Below are 20,419 nucleotides of genomic sequence, written 5' to 3'. Positions count from 1 at the left end.
GCCCGCGACGCACGTCAATCGTGGACGCCGAGCTTCTTCTGCAGGCTGGTCGACGAGGTCGTATACTGGAATACGATGCGCTCGCCCGGGCTGATGATGCGCTTTGCCGCCTGCGCCATCAGCGCCACCTCATGGAACCCCGACAGGATCAGCTTGAGCTTGCCGGGGTACCAGTTGATGTCGCCGACGGCGAAGATGCCCGGCACCGATGTCTGGAATTTCTCCGTATCGACCGGGATCAAGTTCTCATGGAGATTGAGCCCCCAGTCGGCGATCGGACCGAGCTTCATGGTCAGGCCGAAGAACGGCAGCATGCGCGTGCACGCCACCTCGACATCGCCGTCAGGCCCCTTGATGGTCGCTGATGAAAGCAGACCATCGGCGCCGGTCAGGCCGGTCACCTGGCCGAGTTGGAAAGCCAGTTCCTTCGTCTCCTGCATGGCATACATCTTGTTGACGCTGTCTGGGGCGGCGCGGAATTCCGGGCGCCTGTGGACCAGCGTCACGCTTTTCGCCACCGGTTGCAGGTTCAGCGTCCAGTCGAGCGCCGAATCGCCGCCACCGACGATCACGATATCGTGGCCGCGAAAATCCTCCATCCGGCGAACCGAATAGAAGACGCTCTTTCCTTCATAGGCTTCGATGCCCGGGATCGGCGGACGTTTGGGCTGGAATGAGCCGCCGCCGGCGGCGATCACCACCACCTTGGCTTCAAACACCTCGTTCTCATCGGTGATGACGCTAAAGCCGCCTTCATCCAGCTTTTCGAGGCTCGAAACCATGCGATTATAGGTGAATTCGGGCTTGAACGGCGCGATCTGCTCAAGCAGCTTGTCGACCAGCCCCTGCGCCGAGATCGAGGGCCAGCCTGGTATGTCGTAGATTGGCTTTTCCGGGTAGAGTTCCGCGCATTGCCCGCCGGGCCGGTCGAGTATGTCGATCAGGTGGCATTTCATGTCGAACAGGCCGAGCTCGAACACGGCGAACAGGCCGACCGGCCCTGCCCCGACGATGAGAACGTCCGTCTTGATCGTGTCGGTCATGCGATGCGCCTTGTGCCAAACTGGCGCGACACTGCATGACCATTGGCCCGCTGCCAAGCTGTCGCCGGGAAAATCATTGGGCCGTGACGTCAGCCTTGGCGAGCAGGCACGCGCACGACCAGTCCATCCAGCGCATCGCGCACCTTGATCTGGCAGGACAACCGTGAGTTCGGCTGGACGTCATAGGCGAAGTCCAGCATGTCCTCCTCCATCGCCTCCGGCTCGCCGACTTCAGCTGTCCATGCCTCGTCGACATAGACATGGCAGGTTGCGCAGGCGCAGGCGCCGCCGCATTCGGCCTCGATCCCTGGCACCGCGTTGCGGATCGCGTTTTCCATGACGGTCGAGCCGTTCTCGGCATCCACGTCGAAATGCGTGCCGTCATGGGCAATGAAGGTCAGCTTGGTCATTTGTCACCTAATGCATGTCGCGCAAAAGTGCGCAGCGGTTTTGCGACAACGACATGCATAAAAACAAGAAGCTTAAAGCGCGTCGTATGAATCCGTTTAAACGCGATGCGCTTTAAGGGAATTCCCAGCCGAGATAATCACTCCGGCAGACAAGTCAACTGCCGTGCAAAAACGCCGCTCTATGCCGTTTTTCTGGAAACTGGAATTAGCGGTTGATGGCTGCGATGAAATCGCGCACTTCCTCGATCAGCGCGCCAAGGCGCTTGAGCGTGCTGGGGTCTTCGGGCTGACGCTCGATGGCGGTGGCGCAATCGGCGATGGCGAAGGCGCCGACCCCCCGGGCAGAGCCTTTCAGCCCGTGTGCCAGAAACAGCCTTTCCCGGACATCGGCGTCGGCTATCCTGTCTCGCACCGACAACGCCTGCTGCACGAACAGGGCGAGCACCTCCTGCTCGAGGCCACGATCGCCCATCGTCTGGCGGGCCAGATGGGCCATATCCACAGGCCGTGCCGGCCCGGTTCCCGACACGTCGCCGCCGGGCATTGAGAAGGCGATGCCGTTTTCGCCACGCATGAACTCTAACTCCTTGATCGTCGGATCGCCGGAAAAGCTAGGCGAATCCCGTGGACAACGGGTTAATGAATGGCCGGGAAAAATGTTGCGAAAACGGCGCCGGGATCACGGTGTTGTTAACCTTATATTTAAAGTTTTACGTATCTCGCGGAATGCATGTTTTCTTTACCCCGGTGTGTCATTACGATACGAGGGGTCCATTTTTCAGCCTCCTGCGCGGGATGCGAAAATCACAATCATAAGTCCCGCGGCAGCTTGTACAGGGTAGCGAAGGCATGGCGAAGAAAACAACGACGACAAGAACGCTCGACAGCGACGTTGCCAAGGAACTCGAAAAAGCGCTTGATATCGACCTGAGCGGGGACGCCGGCGGCGATCTCGACATCGCGGCGTCGATGGAAGATCTGGAAGCGCAGATATCGCAGGCCGCGGACGAGCTGGCGCGCGAAGGCCGCAACCAGGATGCGGAGCCCGTCGTCAGCCAGAGCGAGACGGTAGCGCCCCTCGCAAACCAAAGCCACGCAAACCAAAGTCAAAAGACGGCGCCCGCAGCCAACCAGAGCCAGAGCGCGAAACCCGCAGCGAAGGCCAAACCCGCCGAGTTGCGCCCGGTGGAAACGCGCAATGGCTCGCAGCCGGCCGGTTTCGCGCCAGCCAACGACGATCGTCAAAAGGATTACAAGACGCTTCTCCACAGCCTCAACCGGCGCGCCTCGAACACGATCTATTGGGTTGTGGCGATCGTTTCGCTCGTCTGGCTTGCCGGCGCTGGAGCGTTGGCCAATCTGCTGTTCGGATCGGATATCTGGAAAATCCGTACCCTTGACCAGTTTTTGGCCCGTCCCGAACTGATCGGCCTGGCGGTCGCGGCAATCCTGCCCGTTATCCTGTTCTGGGCGTTTGCCGCCATGATCCGCCGCGCCCAGGAAATGCGCATCGCCGCCCAGTCGATGACGGAAGTGGCCTTCCGCCTAGCCGAACCGGAAAACCTTGCCCAGGATCGCGTCATGATGATCGGCCAGGCCGTTCGCCGCGAGGTGGCGGCCATGGGCGAAGGCATCGAGCGCACGCTGGCGCGCGCCGTCGAGCTCGAAACCCTGGTCCACAGTGAGGTGAACCAGATCGAACGCTCCTATTCGGAAAACGAAACCCGCATCCGTACGCTCGTCGACGGGCTGGGCAGCGAGCGCGAAGCAGTGGTCACCCACGCCGAGCGGGTGCGCGCATCGATCGCCGGCGCGCATGAGACGCTGAAGGAAGAAATCGGCTCTGCCAGCGACCTCATCCGCGACAGCATCCTCAACGCTTCGACCCAGCTGTCGATGACCATCACCAATTCCGGTGATACATTGATCGACAGGATCAATGGAAGCTCGATGTCGATCTTCGATCAGGTGGAAGGTCGCCTCGATACGATCACCGACCGGCTGTCGACCTCCGGCGAGGCCTTCGCCAGCCTGCTCGATACGCGCATCGCCAAGCTGACGGACACGACCGATGGCCTGACACGGTCGCTGACCGACCTGCTCGACGACCGGACCAACGGCATGGTGTCGCTGCTCGGCGGCGCCGCGCGCACGCTGAGTTCCGAGTTCGAAGCCAGCCTTAGCGGCATCGAGCGCACGCTTGCCGAACGCGGCCAGGCGCTGATCGGCGAATTCCAGACCCGCGCCGAAGCGCTGGACACCGGCACGCAGAAGCTCAACGCCGCGCTGGAGGCCCGTGCACGCCAGATCAACGAGACGCTGGTCGAACGCGCACGCGAAATCGCCCACACCTTCCAGGAAAGCAAGGACACGCTGTCGGTGATGATCGATCAGGGCAAGACCCAGATCGGCGCCGACATGGCCGACATCGTTTCGTCGACCTCATCCATGCTTGAAGCGCGTGCCAGCGACTTCGCCGGGCGCATGGAAGCGGCGCGCCATGTCGTTTCCCGTTCCTTCGACAGCGATATCCAGCGACTCGCCGACGCCCGCGTCGGCATCGAGGAGGCCGTCGAAAACCACAGCCGCAAGCTGTCGGAAAGCCGCGAGCGCATGACGGCGGCAATGCAGGCCGATCTGGAGAAGTTCGCCGAAAGCCGCGTCGGCATCGACGCAGCCGTGACCGACCAGGTGCAGAAACTTGCCGAGGGCCGCAGCCTGATCGCGCGCGCGCTCGAGGAGGATCTGCGCAAGGTCAACGAGTCGCGCGCCGCCATCGACGCTTCGCTCGGCAGCCATCTCGAAAGGCTCGAAGAAGGCCGCAACAGGCTTGCGCTTGCTCTCGACGAAGACTCTGGGAAACTTGTACAAGCCCGTACAATCATTGATGAAATGGTTGCCGGACATGTCGGAAAACTTGCTGAGGGTCGCGGCATTCTTTCGCGGGCACTGGAGGCCGACCTCGCCAAGCTGGCCGACAACCGCGCCGGCATTGACGGGCTGGTCGCCGCCCAGGTTGAAAAGATCGCCGAAGGTCGCGCCGTCCTGGCCAAGGCACTGGAAACCGACATTGTCGGCATCAAGGACCTGATCGAGAGCCATTCCGCGAAACTGGCGGAAGACCGCGCCGGGTTGTCGCGTTCGCTTGACGATGACCTGTCCGGCATCAGGGGCCTGATCGAGAGCCATTCGGGCCGGCTTGCCGAGGATCGCAGCCTGTTGTCTCAAACACTCGAGGCCGACCTCGCCAAGCTGGCGGAAAGCCGCACGAGCATCGACGGGCTGGTCGCCGGCCAGGTCGAGAAATTGGCTGAAGGCCGCGATATCCTCAAGCGCGCACTGGAAACCGACCTGAACACGATCAAGGGCGTTATCGCTGGCCAGTCCGAAAGGCTGGCGGAAGACCGCAACCAGCTTTCACGAGCACTGGAAACGGACTTGCAGAGCGTTAACAGTCTTATCTCTGACCACATGAACAGGCTCGCCCAGGACCGCTCGACACTGTCGAAGGCGCTCGAGGACGATCTCGCCAAACTGGCGGAAAGCCGCTCGAGCATCGACGGCCTGGTCGCCGGCCAGGTCGAGAAGCTGGCCGAGGGCCGCGATATCCTCAAGCGCGCGCTGGAAGCCGATCTTGGCAGCGTCAACAATCTCGTCAACAGCCACGCCGAGAAGTTGGTCGAGGACCGTTCGGCCTTGTCGAAGGCTCTTGAGGACGATCTCGCCAGGCTGGCGGAAAGCCGCTCAAGCATCGACGGGCTGGTCGCCGGCCAGGTCGAGAAGCTGTCCGAAGGACGCGACATCCTCAGGCGCGCGCTGGAAGCCGATCTCAACACGATCAAGAGCGTCGTCGCCGACCAGTCCAAGCAGTTGACCGACAACCGCGCGGAATTTGCGCATGCGCTGGAAGCCGATCTTGGCAGCGTCAACAGCCTCGTCAGCAACCATGCCGAGAAACTCCTCCAGGATCGCTCGACGCTGTCGAAGGCGCTTGAGGACGATCTCGCCAAACTGGCGGAAAGCCGTTCGAGCATCGACGGGCTGGTCGCCGGCCAGGTCGAGAAATTGGCCGAAGGCCGCGACATACTGAGGCGCGCGCTGGAAGCCGATCTCAACACGATCAAGGGCGTCGTTGCGGACCAGTCCCAGCAATTGACTGACAATCGCGCCGAGTTTGCGCGGGCGCTGGAAGCCGATCTCGGCAGCGTCAACAGCCTCGTCAGCAACCATGCCGAAAAACTCCTGCAGGACCGCTCGACGCTGTCGAAGGCGCTTGAGGACGACCTCGCCAAGCTGGCCGAAAGCCGCTCAAGCATCGATGGGCTGGTCGCTGGCCAGGTCGAGAAATTGGCTGAAGGCCGCGACATACTGAGGCGCGCTCTGGAGGCCGATCTGGAAAGGCTTGCGGCAAGCCGTGGCGAGGTCGACGACATCATCACCGGCCATGTCGGCAAGCTTGCCGAAGGCCGCGACATGCTGACCCGCGCCTTGGACGACGATCTTTCCAAGCTTGCCGATACGCGCAAGGACGTCGATCGTTCCCTGTCCAGCCATATCGACCAGATCGCCGCCCGAAGCACCGACATCTCGGATGCCATCGCAGCCGACGTCGAAAAGATCGAACAGGCGTTCAGCCGGCAGACAGGCGTCATCGAAGAGCGCGCCGGAACCATGGAACGCGCATTGTCGACAGGTGTCGACAATGTCCGCGCCGTGCTCGAGAAAAGCGCTGTCTTCGTTGCGGGAGCGCTGCGCGAAAAGGTCATGGAAGTCACCAGCGCGCTGCATGAGCAGGCGGGTGTGGCGTTCAGCGACGCCGACCGCAAGATCGCCGAACGCGCCGAGCAAACCTCGGCTGCCCTGCTTGCCAGGGCAGAGGATATCGCCCGCACCTTCGAGGAGGCGGATCGTCGCCTTGCAGCGCGTGCACAGGACACGTCGAGCGCGCTTATCGCCCGCGCCGAGGATACATCGAGCGCACTCATGGCCCGTGTCGACGACACGTCGAACTCCTTGCTGGCGCGCGCCCAGGCAACAGCCGATCAACTGGCCGCCCGTGCCGGCGAGATCGCCGGAACATTCGATGCGGCGGACCAGAAGCTGGTTGCCCGCGCCGTCGAAACAGCACAGTCGCTGGCCGCACGCGCCGGCGATATCCTGCGCAATTTCGAAGGCGCCGACGAACGGCTGACCGTGCGCATCGGCGAATCGGCCGAAGCACTTGCGGCACGTGCGTCGGATCTCGGCCGCATCTTCGATGCCGCCGACCAGCAGTTGATGTCGCGCATTGCCGAAGGTTCGGAGGCACTGTCGACGCGCGCCTCCGAGATCGGCCGCATCTTCGACGAAGCGGATCACCGCCTGGTGGCGCGCATCGCCGACAGCACCTCGACGATCGGCGAGCATGCCGACAACATAGTCGGTGCCTTCGCCAGCACCGAGCAGCGTGTTGCCGAACGTGCAAGGCTGACCGGTCAGGATCTTGCCGTCCATGCGCGCGAAATCGAGCAGGCGCTGGCCGGCGCCGATGAGCGCCTGGCGTCAAGCGCGGCGGCTGCGGCGGCTCGCGTCGAGGAGCAGCTTGCCGGCGTCGAGAACCGTCTCGCCTACACCACCGAAACGGTGGGCCAGAGGCTCAACGAGCAGGTTTCAACCGCCGAGGCGCAACTCATTTCACGCGCCAACGCAATCGCCGAGACCTTTACCGCGGTCGGCCAGCATATCGGCCAGAGCACCAACGACGCGGCGAAGACCATCGGCTCCAACACTCGCGAGCTCAACACCATGCTCGCGGCGCGTTCGGCCGAGATATCGAAAATCCTCGACGAAACGGCACGGCCTCTGGTCGAACGCTTCGCCCAGGGCGGCTCGGAACTGCAAAAGAGCATGGAAGAAGTCACCGAACGCGCCACCGAGAAGCTGCGCAGCGAAAATGCCGCTCTCGTCAACGCGCTCGCCAGCCGCACCGCCGAAACGCTGTCGGCCGTCGAGGGCGCACGCTCGACGCTCGCCGACAGTGTCGCCGAGCTCATCGGCCGCATGAGTACATCCAGTGCGCAGCTCGGTCAGTTGATCGAGCAGGCGGCGACCAATCTCGGCCAGGTCGACGAACGCCTGAGCGGCAGCACGCAGAGCTTTGCCGCGACGACCGAAAAAGCCGCGCAGACCTTCGCCAGTTCGGCGCGCCTGGTCGATTCAAACACGACCCGGCTTACCGAACTGTCGTCCGCCACCTTGCGCGAGGTCGCCTCGATCGCCACCAAGTTCGACGAGCACAGCCGGCTGCTGTCCAGCGCTTCGGACCTGCTGGGCTCGGCCCAGGCCAACCTCGAACACACGCTGGAGCGCCAGTCCTCACTGGAAGATCTCGCCGTCGGCCTGGTCAAGAAGTCGGAAGACCTGGAAAAGGTGATGCGCTCGTTCGAGAACCTGGTCGGCCAGACGCTGCAGAACGCGGAAGGCAAGACACTGGAATCGGCCGACAAGATCCGGTCCGCCATTTCAGAGGTCGTCGATTCGGCAACCAAGCGTTTCGCCGACGCAACCGAGGAGATGCGGCGCACGGCGGGCTCGATCAAGAGCGAGCTCGACCTCACCCGCGCCGAGCTCAAAAAGGGCGTCATCGAGATGCCGGAGGAAGCAAAGGAATCGACCACGGCCATCCGCCGCGCCGTTTCCGAACAGATCAACGCGTTGAAGGAACTTTCGGATATCGTTGCGAAATCCGGCCGCGGCGCCACCGATCCCTCGGAGCCACGCAGCCTGCGTCCAGCGCCGCAGGCGCCCGTCGCACGCGCTCCCGAGCCGCCACGCCGGAACCCGGCGCCGCAGCCGGAGCTTCGTGCGCCGCAAGTGCCGTTGGGCGGGTCCGCCTTGCGCGACCTGGAACGCCCAGTTGAGACGGCGCGTCAGCGCGATCCCAATGCCCGGACGCCTCAGGGTGGCTGGGTGCGCGATCTCCTGACCGGGGCATCGCGCGAAGAGGAAGCCAGGCCCGTCGCTCCGGCCGAAACGCAACGCCCGGCCCCTGCCCAGCGTTCGCCGCTTCATGTCATGGAGTCGCTCAACTCGCTTTCCGTCGATATCGCCCGAGCCATCGATCACGATGCTTCGATCGAATTGTGGAACCGCTATCGACGTGGCGAGCGCGACGTGTTCACGCGGCGTCTCTACACGCTGAAGGGCCAGCAGACTTTCGACGAAATCCGCCGCAAATATCAGACCGAGGCGGAATTCCGCGCCGCCGTCGACCGCTACTGCGACGATTTCGAGAAGCTGCTCAAGGACGTGTCGCGCAACGATCGCGACAACATCATGGCGCAGACCTACCTGACATCGGACACCGGCAAGGTCTACACCATGCTTGCCCACGCTAGCGGCCGCCTGCATTGATCAGGCAGTAGGGAATCACAAAAGGCGGGAGATTTTCCCGCCTTTTTCATTTCCGCCCGCAGGTTCCGCAGCCAGTCTTGTTTTTCTCAGATCACCGAATCCGTCCAGCTCACGATGTCCCTGGCTGCGTCGCCGAACGCATTGTCGAGCGCGCTGACATAGGCCTGGTTGCCACTGCCCGAGACGGGCGCGCTCGCGGTAAAGCTCTTCGATGCGCGCACCTCACCGTTGCGGTCGTTCAATATCCGCACGAATAGGTCGACCTCGGCATGTTCGCCGCCATCGACGCGGACGTCGAAGGACCGGACCTCGACGATCACCTGGTAATCGATCGCCAGCCCCTCGCCGGGCTTGCCAACGCCGGCGAAGCTGCCCGAACGCTGGAACGTCTCGGCGAGCCGCGCCTGCACGATCAGCGGCAACCGGTCGGCCCACTGCGCGCCCTTGAGATACTGGATCGACCGATCGGACGGCCTGATGACGATGTTCTGGCTGTCCAGCGCCTTGAGCGCCGAGGGCTGGGCAATGAGTATCTGGCGGCGGCTGTGGCTGCGCGCGTCGAGCGACGGCGCCGAAAGCTCGAACGTATCGAGCGGAGCCGGCCCGCCGCCGGGCAAGGCCGCGCAACTGGCAAGGGTCAGGGCAAGCAATGCCACAGCCGATCTGACGCCGCCCGATTTGACCCAAAACGACTTCACGCGCGATCCCCGCAATACCCGGCCCCGTTGTCCCCAGATCGTAAGGTCAACCTGCATTGGTGGTCCATGTTCTTGCGGGGTGCGAAGGCCGAAGTCAACGCCGCGCCCTGCCGTCGAACTGTCGAACCTCGCCCTCTCCCCCTGAGAGTATCCGCTGCGGATTGCGGCTGAGGTCCGTCACCGCCTCTTCGATACGGTTGATCGAGCGGCGGCTGTCCTGGACCAGCGCCTCGACGTTTTGCAGACCCTGGCCGGAGAATCGCGCCAGATTGTCGGTGATGGTGCCGAGACGGGCGTTCAGCGTATCGGCGACCTGCTTGAATGACTTCAGCGTCTCCCTGGCATCGGCCATTACGCCATCCGCCTGGCCCGAGCCCAGCAATGTGTCGACCTTGGCCAGGATGCCGTCGACGCGCACCGAAGCATCGTTGAGGCGCTGAGCGAGCTGCCGCGCATCCTTGATCGTCTCGTCGATATCGTCGCTTCGGTCGGCGAATTTATCGGTCACCTTGGCGATATCGGCGGCAGCCTTGTTGGCGTTTTCGCTGGCTTTCTGGATGTTTGCCAGCGCGGTGCGAACCTGCGCCGGATCGATGCCGTCGAGAACGCCGTCGACCTTGGTCAGCGTGCCTTGCGTCTTTTGTGCAAAGTCGTTGATCGACCCCACCGCCGTGTCGACATTCTTGATCACTGTATCGAACTGCTTCGAGGTTTCCTTCAGATTGCCGGTCACCGTATCGACATTGGCGACAATGCTCTTGATCTGGTCCTTGTCGACGGCATTGAGCAACCCTTCGGCCGCCTTCAGCGTCCCGTCGAGCTTGCCGGAAACGCCCTTCAATTCATCGGACAGCGAGCTGACGCTGGCGAGGAACTTGTCGATACCGTCGGAGTTCTTGGCCAGCGCGTCGGAGAAGGTCTGTACATTGTTGACGGTCTGCGTCAGCGGCCCGCGAACGTCCTTGGTGAAGCCTTCGAGCTGGGTGAGAACCGTGTCGGCGCGGGTGAAGATGTTCTGCGCCGTCTGCAACAAATTGGTGACCGCTGACGGGTTGGCAACGATCTCGGCGACCTTGCCTTCCGCTTCCGCCTGGTCGAGAAGCTTCACTTCCTTGGGATCGGCGCCCTTGAGTTCGATATTGGCCTGGCCAGTAAGGCCGGCAAGCCCGATATCGGCCTGCGTCGACTTGGTGATCGGCGTCATGCGGTCTATCTCGGTGTCGGCGATGGCGGCGGTCGGATTGTCGACATCGATATAGACGCGCCTGACATCGCCGACCTTGACACCGTTGAACAGCACGAAACTGCCGCGGCCGAGACCGGACGCCGAGCCGGGGATGCGCACACGCAGCATCACCGTCTCACCCTTGTCACCGATTGCGGCCGTCCAATAGACGAACGCAAAGGCCGCCAGGATCGCGGCCAGCGTGAAAATGCCGACAATGACGTAGTTGGCTCTGGTTTCCATTGCCTCACTTATGGCTATGCGCGCGCCGCAAGATCAAGTTGCCGGGCACGTTTTCCGCGGAAATAGGATTTCACCCACGGCTCCTCGCTTTTCAGCATGTCGTCGATCGTGCCTTCGACCAGCACCTTCTTTTTGCCGAGCACAGCCACCCGATCGCAGGCGGTGAACAGCGTGTCGAGATCGTGCGTGACCATATAAACGGTCAAATCCATGGTATCGCGCAGCTTGACGACCAGTTCGTCGAATTCCGCAGCACTGATCGGATCGAGGCCGGATGTCGGCTCGTCGAGGAAGACGATGTCGGGGTCGAGCGCCAATGCGCGCGCCAGCGCCGCGCGCTTGATCATGCCGCCGGAAAGCTCGGAAGGGAATTTCTGCGCCGCATCCGGCGGCAGCCCGACGAGTTCGACCTTGAGCATCGCCAGCTCGTCCATCAGCTTTCGCGGCAGGTCGAGATACTCACGCATCGGTACCTGCACGTTTTCGAGCACCGTGAGCGCGGAAAACAGCGCGCCGTGCTGAAAGAGGACGCCAAGGCGCATGTCGATGCGAAGACGCTCCCTTTCGCTCGCCTTTTCGACATCGACGCCGAACAGCTTGATCGTCCCCGACTGCTTGCGCGTCAGGCCGAGGATGGTGCGCAACAGAACCGACTTGCCGGCGCCTGAAGCGCCGACAAAGCCGAGGATCTCGCCGCGCCTGATATCGAGCGACAGATGATCGAGAATGACCTTGTCACCGAAGGAGACGGTGATGTCGTGCGCCGAAAGCACGATCTCGTCTTCGTCGGCTTCCGCCGCAACCCTGGTTGCCTCTGTGCTGCCCTGCATCGCCATGTCAGAACTCGATCGCCGCGTAGAACATGGCGAAAAGCCCGTCGAGGATGATGACCACGAATATCGACTTCACCACGGAAGCGGTCACGTGCTGCCCGAGCGATTCGGCGCTACCGCCGACTTTCATGCCTTCGACGGAGGCGATCGTGCCGATGATCATGGCCATGAACGGCGCCTTGATCAGCCCGGCAAAGATGGTGCTGATATCGATGGCGACGCGCAGCCGGTCGATAAAGGCGGCCGGCGGGATGTCGGAATAGAGCCATGCGGCCAGGATACCGCCGCCGAGAGCCGCGAAATTGGCGATGATCGTCAGGCAAGGCAGCGCGATCACCAGCGCGACAAGCCGCGGAAATACCAGGACGCCTATCGGATTGAGCCCGATGACCTTCAGCGCGTCGACCTCCTCACGCATCTTCATCGAGCCGATTTCAGCGGTGATGGCGCTGCCCGAGCGGCCGGCGATCATGATCGCGGTCATCAGCACGCCGAGCTCGCGCAGGATCAGCACCCCGACCAGGTCGACGACAAAGATGTCGGCGCCGAAATAGCTGAGCTGATAGGCGCCTTGCTGGGCGACGATTGCCCCGACAATGGCCGACATCAGCACCACCACCGGTATGGCGCCGACGCCCATGCGATCAATCTGGTTGAAGATCGCCGCCGGATTGACCGCATGGCCGCGGCCAAGCTTCATCTGCGAGCCTTGTATCGTGGCGCCAAGAATGTTCATCGAGGCCAGGAAATCGTCGCGCATCTCATAGACCCGCCGGCCAACCGCTTCGAGCGCGCGGATGACGATATTCGGCGGCCTGGCATTGCCCGACTCAGGCTCGCGCCGAACGGCGTCACTGACGGCGCCGAGCAGGATCGAAGCGATTTCGCTTTGCCCTTGCATCCTGATCTCGACCCCCTTCTTCTCGAAGGCGCTGACCAGACGGTCGATCAGCCAGGCTCCGGCGGTATCCATCTTCTCGATATGGGAAAGGTCGAGCGCGAGCGCCTGGAAGCCGCTGCGCTTCTCGATCTTGCGCATCTCGGCGTCGACAAGCGCCACGGTGCGCGTCGTCCAGTTTCCAGAGAAAGCGCAGCGCAGAACATCGCCCTCTTCACCAACCTCAACGCGCGGCTGGTGGTCGGCCTCTCTGGCGGTCGTGCCGCTTGCCTTGCGTTTGCCGATGGTCAACATGTCGTCCTGTTTAGCCTGACGGGGTCGACCTGTCGATTTGCCGACAAGCCCCTTCTCGCACAGCCGGAGCAGAAAAATATGGCGCGTGTCATTTCGGTCGAGGCCGAGCGCTTTCCCATCGCCGGTACCTTTACCATTTCGCGCGGTTCGAAGACCGAGGCCGAGGTGATCACTTGTACGATCGGCCAGGGCAGCCATAGCGGGCGCGGCGAATGCGTCCCCTACAAGCGCTACGGCGAAACCATGGATGGCGTCCGCGCCGCGATCGAGGCCATGCGGCAACAGATTGCAGGCGGCATCGACCGGGTCGGGCTGCTCGACGCCATGCCGGCGGGTGCCGCGCGCAACGCCATCGACTGCGCGCTCTGGGACCTGGAGGCGAAGATCACCGGAACACCAGTGGCGCAGGCGATAGGCGCGGTTCCGTCGCGGTCGCTGGAGACGGCCTACACGCTGTCGCTCGGCGAGCCGGAAGCGATGGCCGCACAGGCCCGCGCCAACGCCATGCGCCCGCTGCTCAAGGTCAAGATCGGCGGCGACAACGACATGGCCCGCATCCGCGCCGTCACCGAGGCGGCACCGCAAAGCCGCATCATCCTCGACGCCAATGAGGGCTGGACCGACGATAACATCGTGGAAAACCTCGCCTTTGCCGCAAAGCAAGGCATCGCGCTGATCGAACAGCCGCTTCCCGCGGGCCGTGACGGCATCCTTCGCCACATCGCGCATCCGGTGCCGATCTGCGCCGACGAGAGCGTGCATGAGGCGAAGGATCTCGCCTCGCTCGTCGGCCTTTATGATTCCGTCAACATCAAGCTCGACAAGGCGGGCGGGCTGACGGCAGCCCTCGCCCTTCGCGACCGCGCCCGCGAACTGGGTTTTGGCGTCATGGTCGGCTGCATGGTCGGCACGTCGCTTGCCATGGCGCCGGCCGTACTGCTCGCCCAGGATGCCGATTTCGTCGATCTCGACGGTCCGCTGCTTTTGGCCCGCGACCGTGTGCCGGGCCTCGTCTACCAGGGATCGCTGGTATCACCCCCCGATCCGGCGCTGTGGGGCTGAACGCGCCGCAAGTCCGATCAGCGCTAGCCCGATCAGGGCGATCGGGATCATGGCGAAAAAGCCGTCCACGCCGAAGCGGTCGTAGAGCGGGCCGGACAGAAGCGTGACGACGGCCGTGAAAAAGCCGTTGGAGAAATAGGCGATGCCTTGCGCTGCCCCGGTTCGTTCCTCCACGACTGTTTCGCCGATCATCTTCTGCAGGCCGATCAGCACCAGCGCCACCGAAATGGCATGCAGCGTCTGCACGGCGAAAAATCCGGCGACGCCAAGACCAAGCGGCCAGATCAGCGGGAAAGCGATCCAGCGGACGATCGAGCCGATGCCGGCCATCATCATGATCGACACGACGGAGAACGAGCCGAAGACACGGGTGAAGGCCAAAAACATGCAGATCTCGGCCACCACGCCCCATCCCCACAGCAGCCCGACAACCGAATCGCTGATGCCGATCGATTTCCAGTAGATCGACACGAAACCGTAGAGAAACGCATGACTGGCGGTGATGACGCCGACGCCGATGGAGAAATACAGGAAATACGCATTGAGAAGTTTCGGCGCCGACTGCTGGATATCGCTGGCCGACAGTGGCGAGGCCCGTCGAGGACGACCGAGCCGCGGCGCAATCAGTCCGACGGCAAGGGCTGCGGCAAACGCCACGAAGATGATCACCGGGACAGCTCCGGCGCTGGTCGCCGACAGGATGAAGCCGCCCGCAAGATTGGCGCAGAGATAGGAGATCGATCCCCATTTGCGCATGCTTGCGTAATTCGAGCCGAAGCGGCGCACGCCTGACAGCGCCAGCGAATCGGCAATCGGCGAGTGCGGCGTCCAGACGACGGCAAGCGCCAGCGAAACGGCGAGCACCATGGCGTAGGTCGGTGGCAGGAAGTAGCCGGCGGCCAGCACCAGCGATGCGGCGACCAGCGCGATATAGACATTGGCGCGGTCCCTCGCCCGGTCGGCGAGCGCGGTAAGCAACGGCGTCGTCACCACACGCAGGAACATCGGCGCGGCGAGAATGACCGCTATCTCACCGGCATGAAAACCCTTTGCCTGCAGCCACAGCGGAAAGTAGGGCAAATGCGTGCCGAGCGGCACGAAAAGCGTGAAGAAGATCAAGCTCATGCGCAGCTCGAAATGGCGCGGCTTGACAAGCTGTTCGGGCGAAAGCGGCGGCAGGGACATGAATCGATCCAATGACGCTGCATTCGTCGGCTGCAACGCGCATCGATCCCTAACATGCGGGAAAGCGAGTCGAAACCGCCTGGACTAACGCATCGACCCGAAAATCGATTCCGATTTTCGGCGAGCACGATGCGTAGATTGGAAAGTGTCAGGGGCGTACTTGTGCGTCCAAGTGGACGCACGTCGCCCTAAGTAATGCACGTTCAGGCCGCCTCGACCACCCTGTCCTCGATGAGCATTGGGATAAACGGCTCGTCCGGCGCTTCAGGCAGAACATGCGCCCAGGTCAAGATCTCCATCCGGCCGTCGAAATGCTCGACCACCGCCGTGCAGCTTTCGACCCAGTCGCCGGTGTTGATATATTGCACGTCCTCGAAATTCTCGATCGCCGCATGGTGGATGTGCCCGCAGATGACGCCGTCGACGTGCGAGCGGCGTGCTTCGTCGGTCAGCACCGTCTGGAACGAGCCGATGAAGTTCACCGCCTTCTTGACCTTGACCTTGGCCCAGGACGAGAACGACCAGTAGGAAAGACCGAACAGCTGACGCAGCCGCGTGATGACGCGGTTGACCAGCATGGCCCCGTCATAGGCATAGTCGCCGAGATAGGCCAGCCAGCGCTGATTGTGGACGACGGTGTCGAACTGGTCGCCATGGATAACCAGCAAACGCTTGCCGTCGGCGGTCTCGTGGATGGCGCGGTCGGCGACGACGATGCCGCCGAAATGCACACCTTGGAACTGGCGCGCGAATTCGTCGTGATTGCCGGCGATGTAGGTGATGCTGGCGCCCTTGCGCGCCTTGCGCAGCAGTTTCTGGACGACGTCATTGTGACTCTGCGGCCAGTGCCAGCTTCGCCTCAGGCGCCAGCCGTCAACGATATCGCCGACGAGATAGATGATATCGGCATCGTGGTGGCGCAGGAAATCGATCAGGAAGTCGGCCTTCGCCGCCTTCGATCCGAGATGGATGTCGGAGATGAACATGCTGCGGAAAGTGCGGGGCTCTGCGCCGGGCATTGGATTCTCACCGTTGCTTTCGAGCAGCCTATGCGCCGATTCATGCAACAACCGTATGACGGTTGCGATTGGTCCAGCCAAAGGGTTAGCCTGCCACGCTGTTCAAAGGAGAAAAAATCATGGATCTCGGCATTCGCGGGAAGAAGGCCATCGTCTGCGCTTCGAGCAAGGGGCTTGGGCGCGGCTGCGCCATGGCGCTGGCCGAGGCCGGCTGCGATCTGGTGGTCAATGGACGCAATGCCGAGTTGCTGGCGAAAACCGCGGCCGAGTTGCGCGAGAGATTCGGCGTCAAGGTGACGGAAATCGTCGGCGACGTCTCGAAGCCCGAGGTGCAGAAGGCGCTGCTTGCCGCCTGCCCCGATCCCGACATCCTCGTCAACAACAATGGCGGACCGCCGTTTCGCGATTTCCGCGAACTCGACCGCGAAAAGATCCTCGAAGGCGTCACCCAGAACATGGTGACGCCGATCGAGCTGATTAAGGCCGTCATCGACGGCATGGCGTCGCGCGGCTTCGGCCGCATCGTCAATATCACCTCGCTGTCGGTCTATGTGCCGATCCCCGGCCTCGATCTGTCGTCGGGCGCGCGCGCCGGCCTGACCTCGTTCCTTGCCGGCGTGGCGCGAACGGTGATGGACCGCAACGTGACGATCAACAACATGCTGCCGGGCAAGCTCGACACCGACCGGCTGCGCGGCCCGCATGAACCCGGCTCAGTCGAGGACCCGGCCGCCGCCGCTGCGCGCAAGGCTCAGGCAGCAGCCAACATTCCAGCAAAGCGGCTCGGCACACCGGAGGAATTCGGCCAGATCTGCGCCTTCCTGTGCTCGGTCCATGCCGGCTATCTGACCGGGCAGAACATACCGGTGGACGGCGGCCTCTACGTCAGTGCGTTCTAATCCAACGCTTGGTACACGCTGGATGGGAGGTCCGAACGCCTAACGACAATCTCAATATACGCATTCGAATCGCTCCCGCCGCACCAATTCCACCGATTGCCATGGCAATACGACAAAGTCGCTGATTCCTGCCGGAACTGCGCCTGAGCAAGGCTAGGAAACAGCTCAAACGAAAAGCTGGCGTAACGTCACTCATCGGCAAAATTGAAAGAACTCGACCACAAACAGACAGTCGCCTCGCTGGAGAGCGAGCTGCGCCGGCCGCTAGCTTATAACCTTAAGCAACGGGCGTCATCTGCGGGGCAATGTCTGGTGCGGTGGTACGAGGCGGTTTCCAGCTAGAGATATTTGGGACGTCACTGCCCTTCCCAGCATTTCGAAGAGCCAGGCTACGCCCGCATCCATGAGTGCGGCTTTGGAGGCAATCGCGCGAATGTGGGAGTGAACCAGCGGCAAGGGCGCCTCCATGCTGACGACATTGAAGCGCTGCGCATGCATCGCCACCAGCGTCTTGGGAAGGGCGGCGATGAGGTCGGTATCTGCGACAATCGCGAGCGCAACCATGAAGTTGGGAACCGTGAGAACCACCCGACGCGACCGCCCCTGCTGGGCAAGAGCGTCGTCAACGAAGCCATGTGCATCGCCGGTGAGCGAGACGACCAGATGCTGCATCCGGCAGAATGCATCGAGCGTCGGGTCCTCGCCAAACGGGTGCCCGGCGCGCATCGTGATCACGAAATCCTCTTCGTAAAGCATCCGGGAGGTGAACCGCGCCGGGACTTTGTCGGCGGGAACAACCGCGATGTCCATCGCGCGCGCCTCGATGTCGGCCAGGACGGGCTCCCAGACACTGTCAGTTGTGGTGACGGCGCGTGGAGGAAGTATCTGCCGGACACTGATGTCGATGCCAGGGCCATGCCGGCGCAGTTCCGCCAGCAACGGCAGCAAGAATACGGCCGAGACGCCGTCGGGCGCACCGACCGTGAAACGGCGTGTGGAGATTGCCGCGTCGAATGGCGCGGCAGCGCCAATGACGACGCGCGCCCGCGCAAGAATTTCAGCGACGGGTCCCGCAAGGTCCAGCGCCCGTTCGGTCGGCACGACGCCCTTTGGCGTTCGTAGGAACAGCGGATCGTTGAACAGCCTTCGCAGACGCCTGAGTCCGTGACTGACCGCCGAAGGCGAGAGGCTGAGCCTTCCCGCCGCCTGACCGACATGCCGCTCCTCCACAACTGCCTCGAACAAGACGAGGAGATTGAGGTCGGTACGCGAAAGATCAATTTGGTTCAGCATATTGCTGAATACATGCCGCTGGATTCATATGCTGGCAAGTGGGAATCTCTCCGCAGTGAACAATGTCGCTTGAGGAAATCTCATGTCACAAGCAATCGCCAAGGGTCTCCACCCGATCATCGCCGAACCCGGCGCGCCTCCAATCGCCGCTGCCGGAACATCTCTCGTCGTCCGGGAGTGGTCGATGTCCGGTCCCGAATACATGCACGTCCATCAGTCCGATGACGAGGCATGGCACATACTGGAAGGGACACTTCGCTTCAGGTTTGCGGATCGTGAAGTTGACGCCGCTCCTGGAACAACGGTGTTCGTGCCTGCCGGACTGGCGCACACCTATCGCGCCATCGAGCCAAGCCGATACCTCATCATTCTGACGCCGAAGATCGATCGCCTCATAGCGCGGTTGCTCAACTGGTCGGAGGTCTCCGACTTACGCTCGACGCTCGGCGAATTCGACACGGTGCTCGCCGAACAAGCCGCACCGCAACCTGGCGAGACGCTCGACGAACGTTCGGGAGCCTAGAATCTTGTGGACATTTGACTGGGCAGCCCACCTGCATGAACTGTACTCCGCGGATGCCTGTTTTAGGCGGGCGCCACACGCTGAGCCTGAACCGCCTTCAACGCGCGAGCTGAGGCTCGAAAACGCGTTCAATGGAGAAACCTTGTCTTTTCGGCCGAAGGGACCGAGGCGGCGCGCTTCACCTTCATCCCACACCTCCTCATCATCCCAGATTAAAGATGCTGCGACGAACGATTGAACCCACCCACACAAAGCCGACAGTCCGCCTCCGGCCAGAATCAAGACGTTCACCACACGGCGCTTACGCCGGCTCGTGGCGCTGCCTGCTCGTTCCCATCGACGAGACGAATGGCAACGTCCCACCATCCTTAGCAGGCATTCAAACTGCGGCGGCGCAGCTCGCCGCAACAGCGGACCGGCACAGGTCGAGTTGTGGTGCGAAGTCACAAGCCCCGCGCTTGCGACATATCACCTCTCGAAAAGCCCCGGCTGCATGCTAAGAGACTCAAAACACCAGAGGACTGAACTGAGGAGCGGCCGGCATGGAAGGCGAAGGCAAAAAGGCGGCCCGATCTGATCTCGACGAAGCCGCCCTCTATTTCCACAAGCATCCGAGGCCGGGAAAGCTCGAAATCCAGGCGACAAAACCGCTTGGCAACCAGCGCGACCTGGCGCTGGCCTATTCGCCTGGCGTCGCCGCACCTTGTCTGGAAATCCGCGACAATCCGGCGACCGCCGCCGACTATACGGCGCGGGCCAATCTGGTCGGCGTCGTCTCCAACGGTTCGGCGGTGCTGGGCCTCGGCAATATCGGGCCGCTCGCTTCCAAGCCTGTCATGGAAGGCAAGGCGGTGCTGTTCAAGAAATTTGCCGGCATCGATGTCTTCGACATCGAGATCGACGCGCCCGGCATCGAGCGCATGGTCGAGACCGTCGCGGCGCTGCAGCCGACCTTCGGTGGCATCAACCTCGAGGACATCAAGGCGCCCGAATGCTTCGAGGTCGAGGAACAACTGAAGGCCCGTATGGGTATACCGGTATTCCATGATGACCAGCACGGCACCGCGATCATCGTCGCCGCCGCCGTGCTCAACGGGCTGGAGTTCGCCGGCAAGACCATCTCGGACATCAAGATCGTCACTTCGGGGGCGGGTGCGGCCGCCCTCGCCTGCCTCAACCTCCTGGTCCTGCTCGGCGCGCGTATCGAAAACATCTGGGTCACCGACCGCTTCGGCGTCGCTTACAAGGGCCGCGCCGACGAGATGGACCGCTGGAAGGATCCTTATGTGAAGGACACCGAGGCGCGCACGCTGGCGGATGTTATCCCCGCCGCCGACGTCTTCCTCGGCCTTTCCGCCGCCGGCGTGCTGAAACCGGAATTGCTTCAGCACATGGCGCCAAA

At 62.6% G+C, this 20,419-nt stretch carries 15 protein-coding genes; 5 read left to right on the top strand and 10 right to left on the bottom strand.

Annotation, left to right across the window (positions count from 1 at the left end; all coding sequences use genetic code 11):
• Positions 1-14: 14 nt before the first annotated feature.
• The 3 genes from CN311_RS11410 to CN311_RS11400 all read right to left on the bottom strand — a co-directional run bounded on the left by CN311_RS11410 (position 15) and on the right by CN311_RS11400 (position 2,027).
• A complete protein-coding gene (locus CN311_RS11410; protein WP_097573767.1) occupies positions 15-1,043 on the bottom strand; it encodes an NAD(P)/FAD-dependent oxidoreductase in 1,029 nt (342 codons plus the stop codon).
• A gap of 89 nt (positions 1,044-1,132) precedes the next feature.
• Positions 1,133-1,453 carry a 2Fe-2S iron-sulfur cluster-binding protein gene (locus tag CN311_RS11405; RefSeq protein WP_006334837.1) on the bottom strand — a complete coding sequence of 107 codons (321 nt, stop codon included), beginning with the start codon at positions 1,451-1,453 and terminating at the stop codon, positions 1,133-1,135.
• Between the two features lie 205 nt (positions 1,454-1,658).
• On the bottom strand, positions 1,659-2,027 hold the full coding sequence (locus CN311_RS11400) for an Hpt domain-containing protein (protein ID WP_097573765.1): 369 nt from the start codon (positions 2,025-2,027) through the stop codon (positions 1,659-1,661).
• Positions 2,028-2,302: 275 nt separating this feature from the next.
• On the opposite strand from CN311_RS11400, the gene CN311_RS11395 reads away from it, so the two are divergent.
• On the top strand, positions 2,303-8,845 hold the full coding sequence (locus CN311_RS11395) for a kinesin (RefSeq protein ID WP_097573764.1): 6,543 nt from the start codon (positions 2,303-2,305) through the stop codon (positions 8,843-8,845).
• Between the two features lie 86 nt (positions 8,846-8,931).
• On the opposite strand, the gene CN311_RS11390 is transcribed toward CN311_RS11395, so the two are convergent.
• The 4 genes from CN311_RS11390 to CN311_RS11375 are packed head-to-tail and all read right to left on the bottom strand — an operon-like array spanning position 8,932 to position 13,036.
• A complete protein-coding gene (locus CN311_RS11390; protein WP_097573762.1) occupies positions 8,932-9,600 on the bottom strand; it encodes an ABC-type transport auxiliary lipoprotein family protein in 669 nt (222 codons plus the stop codon).
• Positions 9,601-9,637: 37 nt separating this feature from the next.
• The gene (locus tag CN311_RS11385; protein ID WP_097573760.1) at positions 9,638-11,011 is read right to left on the bottom strand and encodes an MlaD family protein; all 1,374 of its coding nucleotides are present in this window, start codon (positions 11,009-11,011) and stop codon (positions 9,638-9,640) included.
• Positions 11,012-11,025: 14 nt separating this feature from the next.
• Positions 11,026-11,847, bottom strand: coding sequence for an ABC transporter ATP-binding protein (locus CN311_RS11380; protein ID WP_097573758.1), 822 nt, complete (start codon positions 11,845-11,847; stop codon positions 11,026-11,028).
• Position 11,848: 1 nt separating this feature from the next.
• Positions 11,849-13,036, bottom strand: a complete 1,188-nt coding sequence (locus CN311_RS11375; RefSeq protein ID WP_097573756.1) for an ABC transporter permease — start codon at positions 13,034-13,036, stop codon at positions 11,849-11,851.
• 78 nt (positions 13,037-13,114) lie between these two features.
• On the opposite strand from CN311_RS11375, the gene dgcA reads away from it, so the two are divergent.
• Entirely contained in the window at positions 13,115-14,098 is a 984-nt protein-coding gene (gene dgcA / locus CN311_RS11370; protein ID WP_097573755.1) for an N-acetyl-D-Glu racemase DgcA, read from the top strand.
• On the opposite strand, the gene CN311_RS11365 is transcribed toward dgcA, so the two are convergent.
• Both CN311_RS11365 and CN311_RS11360 read right to left on the bottom strand, forming a co-directional pair.
• Positions 14,069-15,283 carry an MFS transporter gene (locus tag CN311_RS11365; protein WP_097573753.1) on the bottom strand — a complete coding sequence of 405 codons (1,215 nt, stop codon included), beginning with the start codon at positions 15,281-15,283 and terminating at the stop codon, positions 14,069-14,071. The two genes, dgcA and CN311_RS11365, sit on opposite strands and share 30 nt — an antisense overlap.
• A gap of 203 nt (positions 15,284-15,486) precedes the next feature.
• Entirely contained in the window at positions 15,487-16,302 is an 816-nt protein-coding gene (locus CN311_RS11360; protein ID WP_097573781.1) for a UDP-2,3-diacylglucosamine diphosphatase, read from the bottom strand.
• 119 nt (positions 16,303-16,421) lie between these two features.
• Between CN311_RS11360 and CN311_RS11355 the strand changes: the two genes are divergently transcribed.
• Positions 16,422-17,201, top strand: coding sequence for an SDR family oxidoreductase (locus CN311_RS11355; protein WP_097573751.1), 780 nt, complete (start codon positions 16,422-16,424; stop codon positions 17,199-17,201).
• Positions 17,202-17,492: 291 nt separating this feature from the next.
• On the opposite strand, the gene CN311_RS11350 is transcribed toward CN311_RS11355, so the two are convergent.
• Positions 17,493-18,494 (bottom strand): LysR family transcriptional regulator, encoded by a 1,002-nt coding sequence (locus tag CN311_RS11350; protein WP_097573749.1) that lies wholly within the window; start codon positions 18,492-18,494, stop codon positions 17,493-17,495.
• 82 nt (positions 18,495-18,576) lie between these two features.
• Here CN311_RS11350 and CN311_RS11345 point away from each other — a divergent pair, with 82 nt between their 5' ends.
• The gene (locus tag CN311_RS11345) at positions 18,577-19,017 is read left to right on the top strand and encodes a cupin domain-containing protein (RefSeq protein ID WP_097573747.1); all 441 of its coding nucleotides are present in this window, start codon (positions 18,577-18,579) and stop codon (positions 19,015-19,017) included.
• 542 nt (positions 19,018-19,559) lie between these two features.
• On the top strand, positions 19,560-20,419 hold an 860-nt coding region (locus tag CN311_RS11340), incomplete at its 3' end, for a malic enzyme-like NAD(P)-binding protein (protein ID WP_280954030.1).

It is taken from the genome of Mesorhizobium sanjuanii (assembly GCF_002529485.1).
GTDB classification, from domain to species: domain Bacteria; phylum Pseudomonadota; class Alphaproteobacteria; order Rhizobiales; family Rhizobiaceae; genus Mesorhizobium; species Mesorhizobium sanjuanii.
This window is presented reverse-complemented; position numbering and strand designations above follow the sequence as displayed.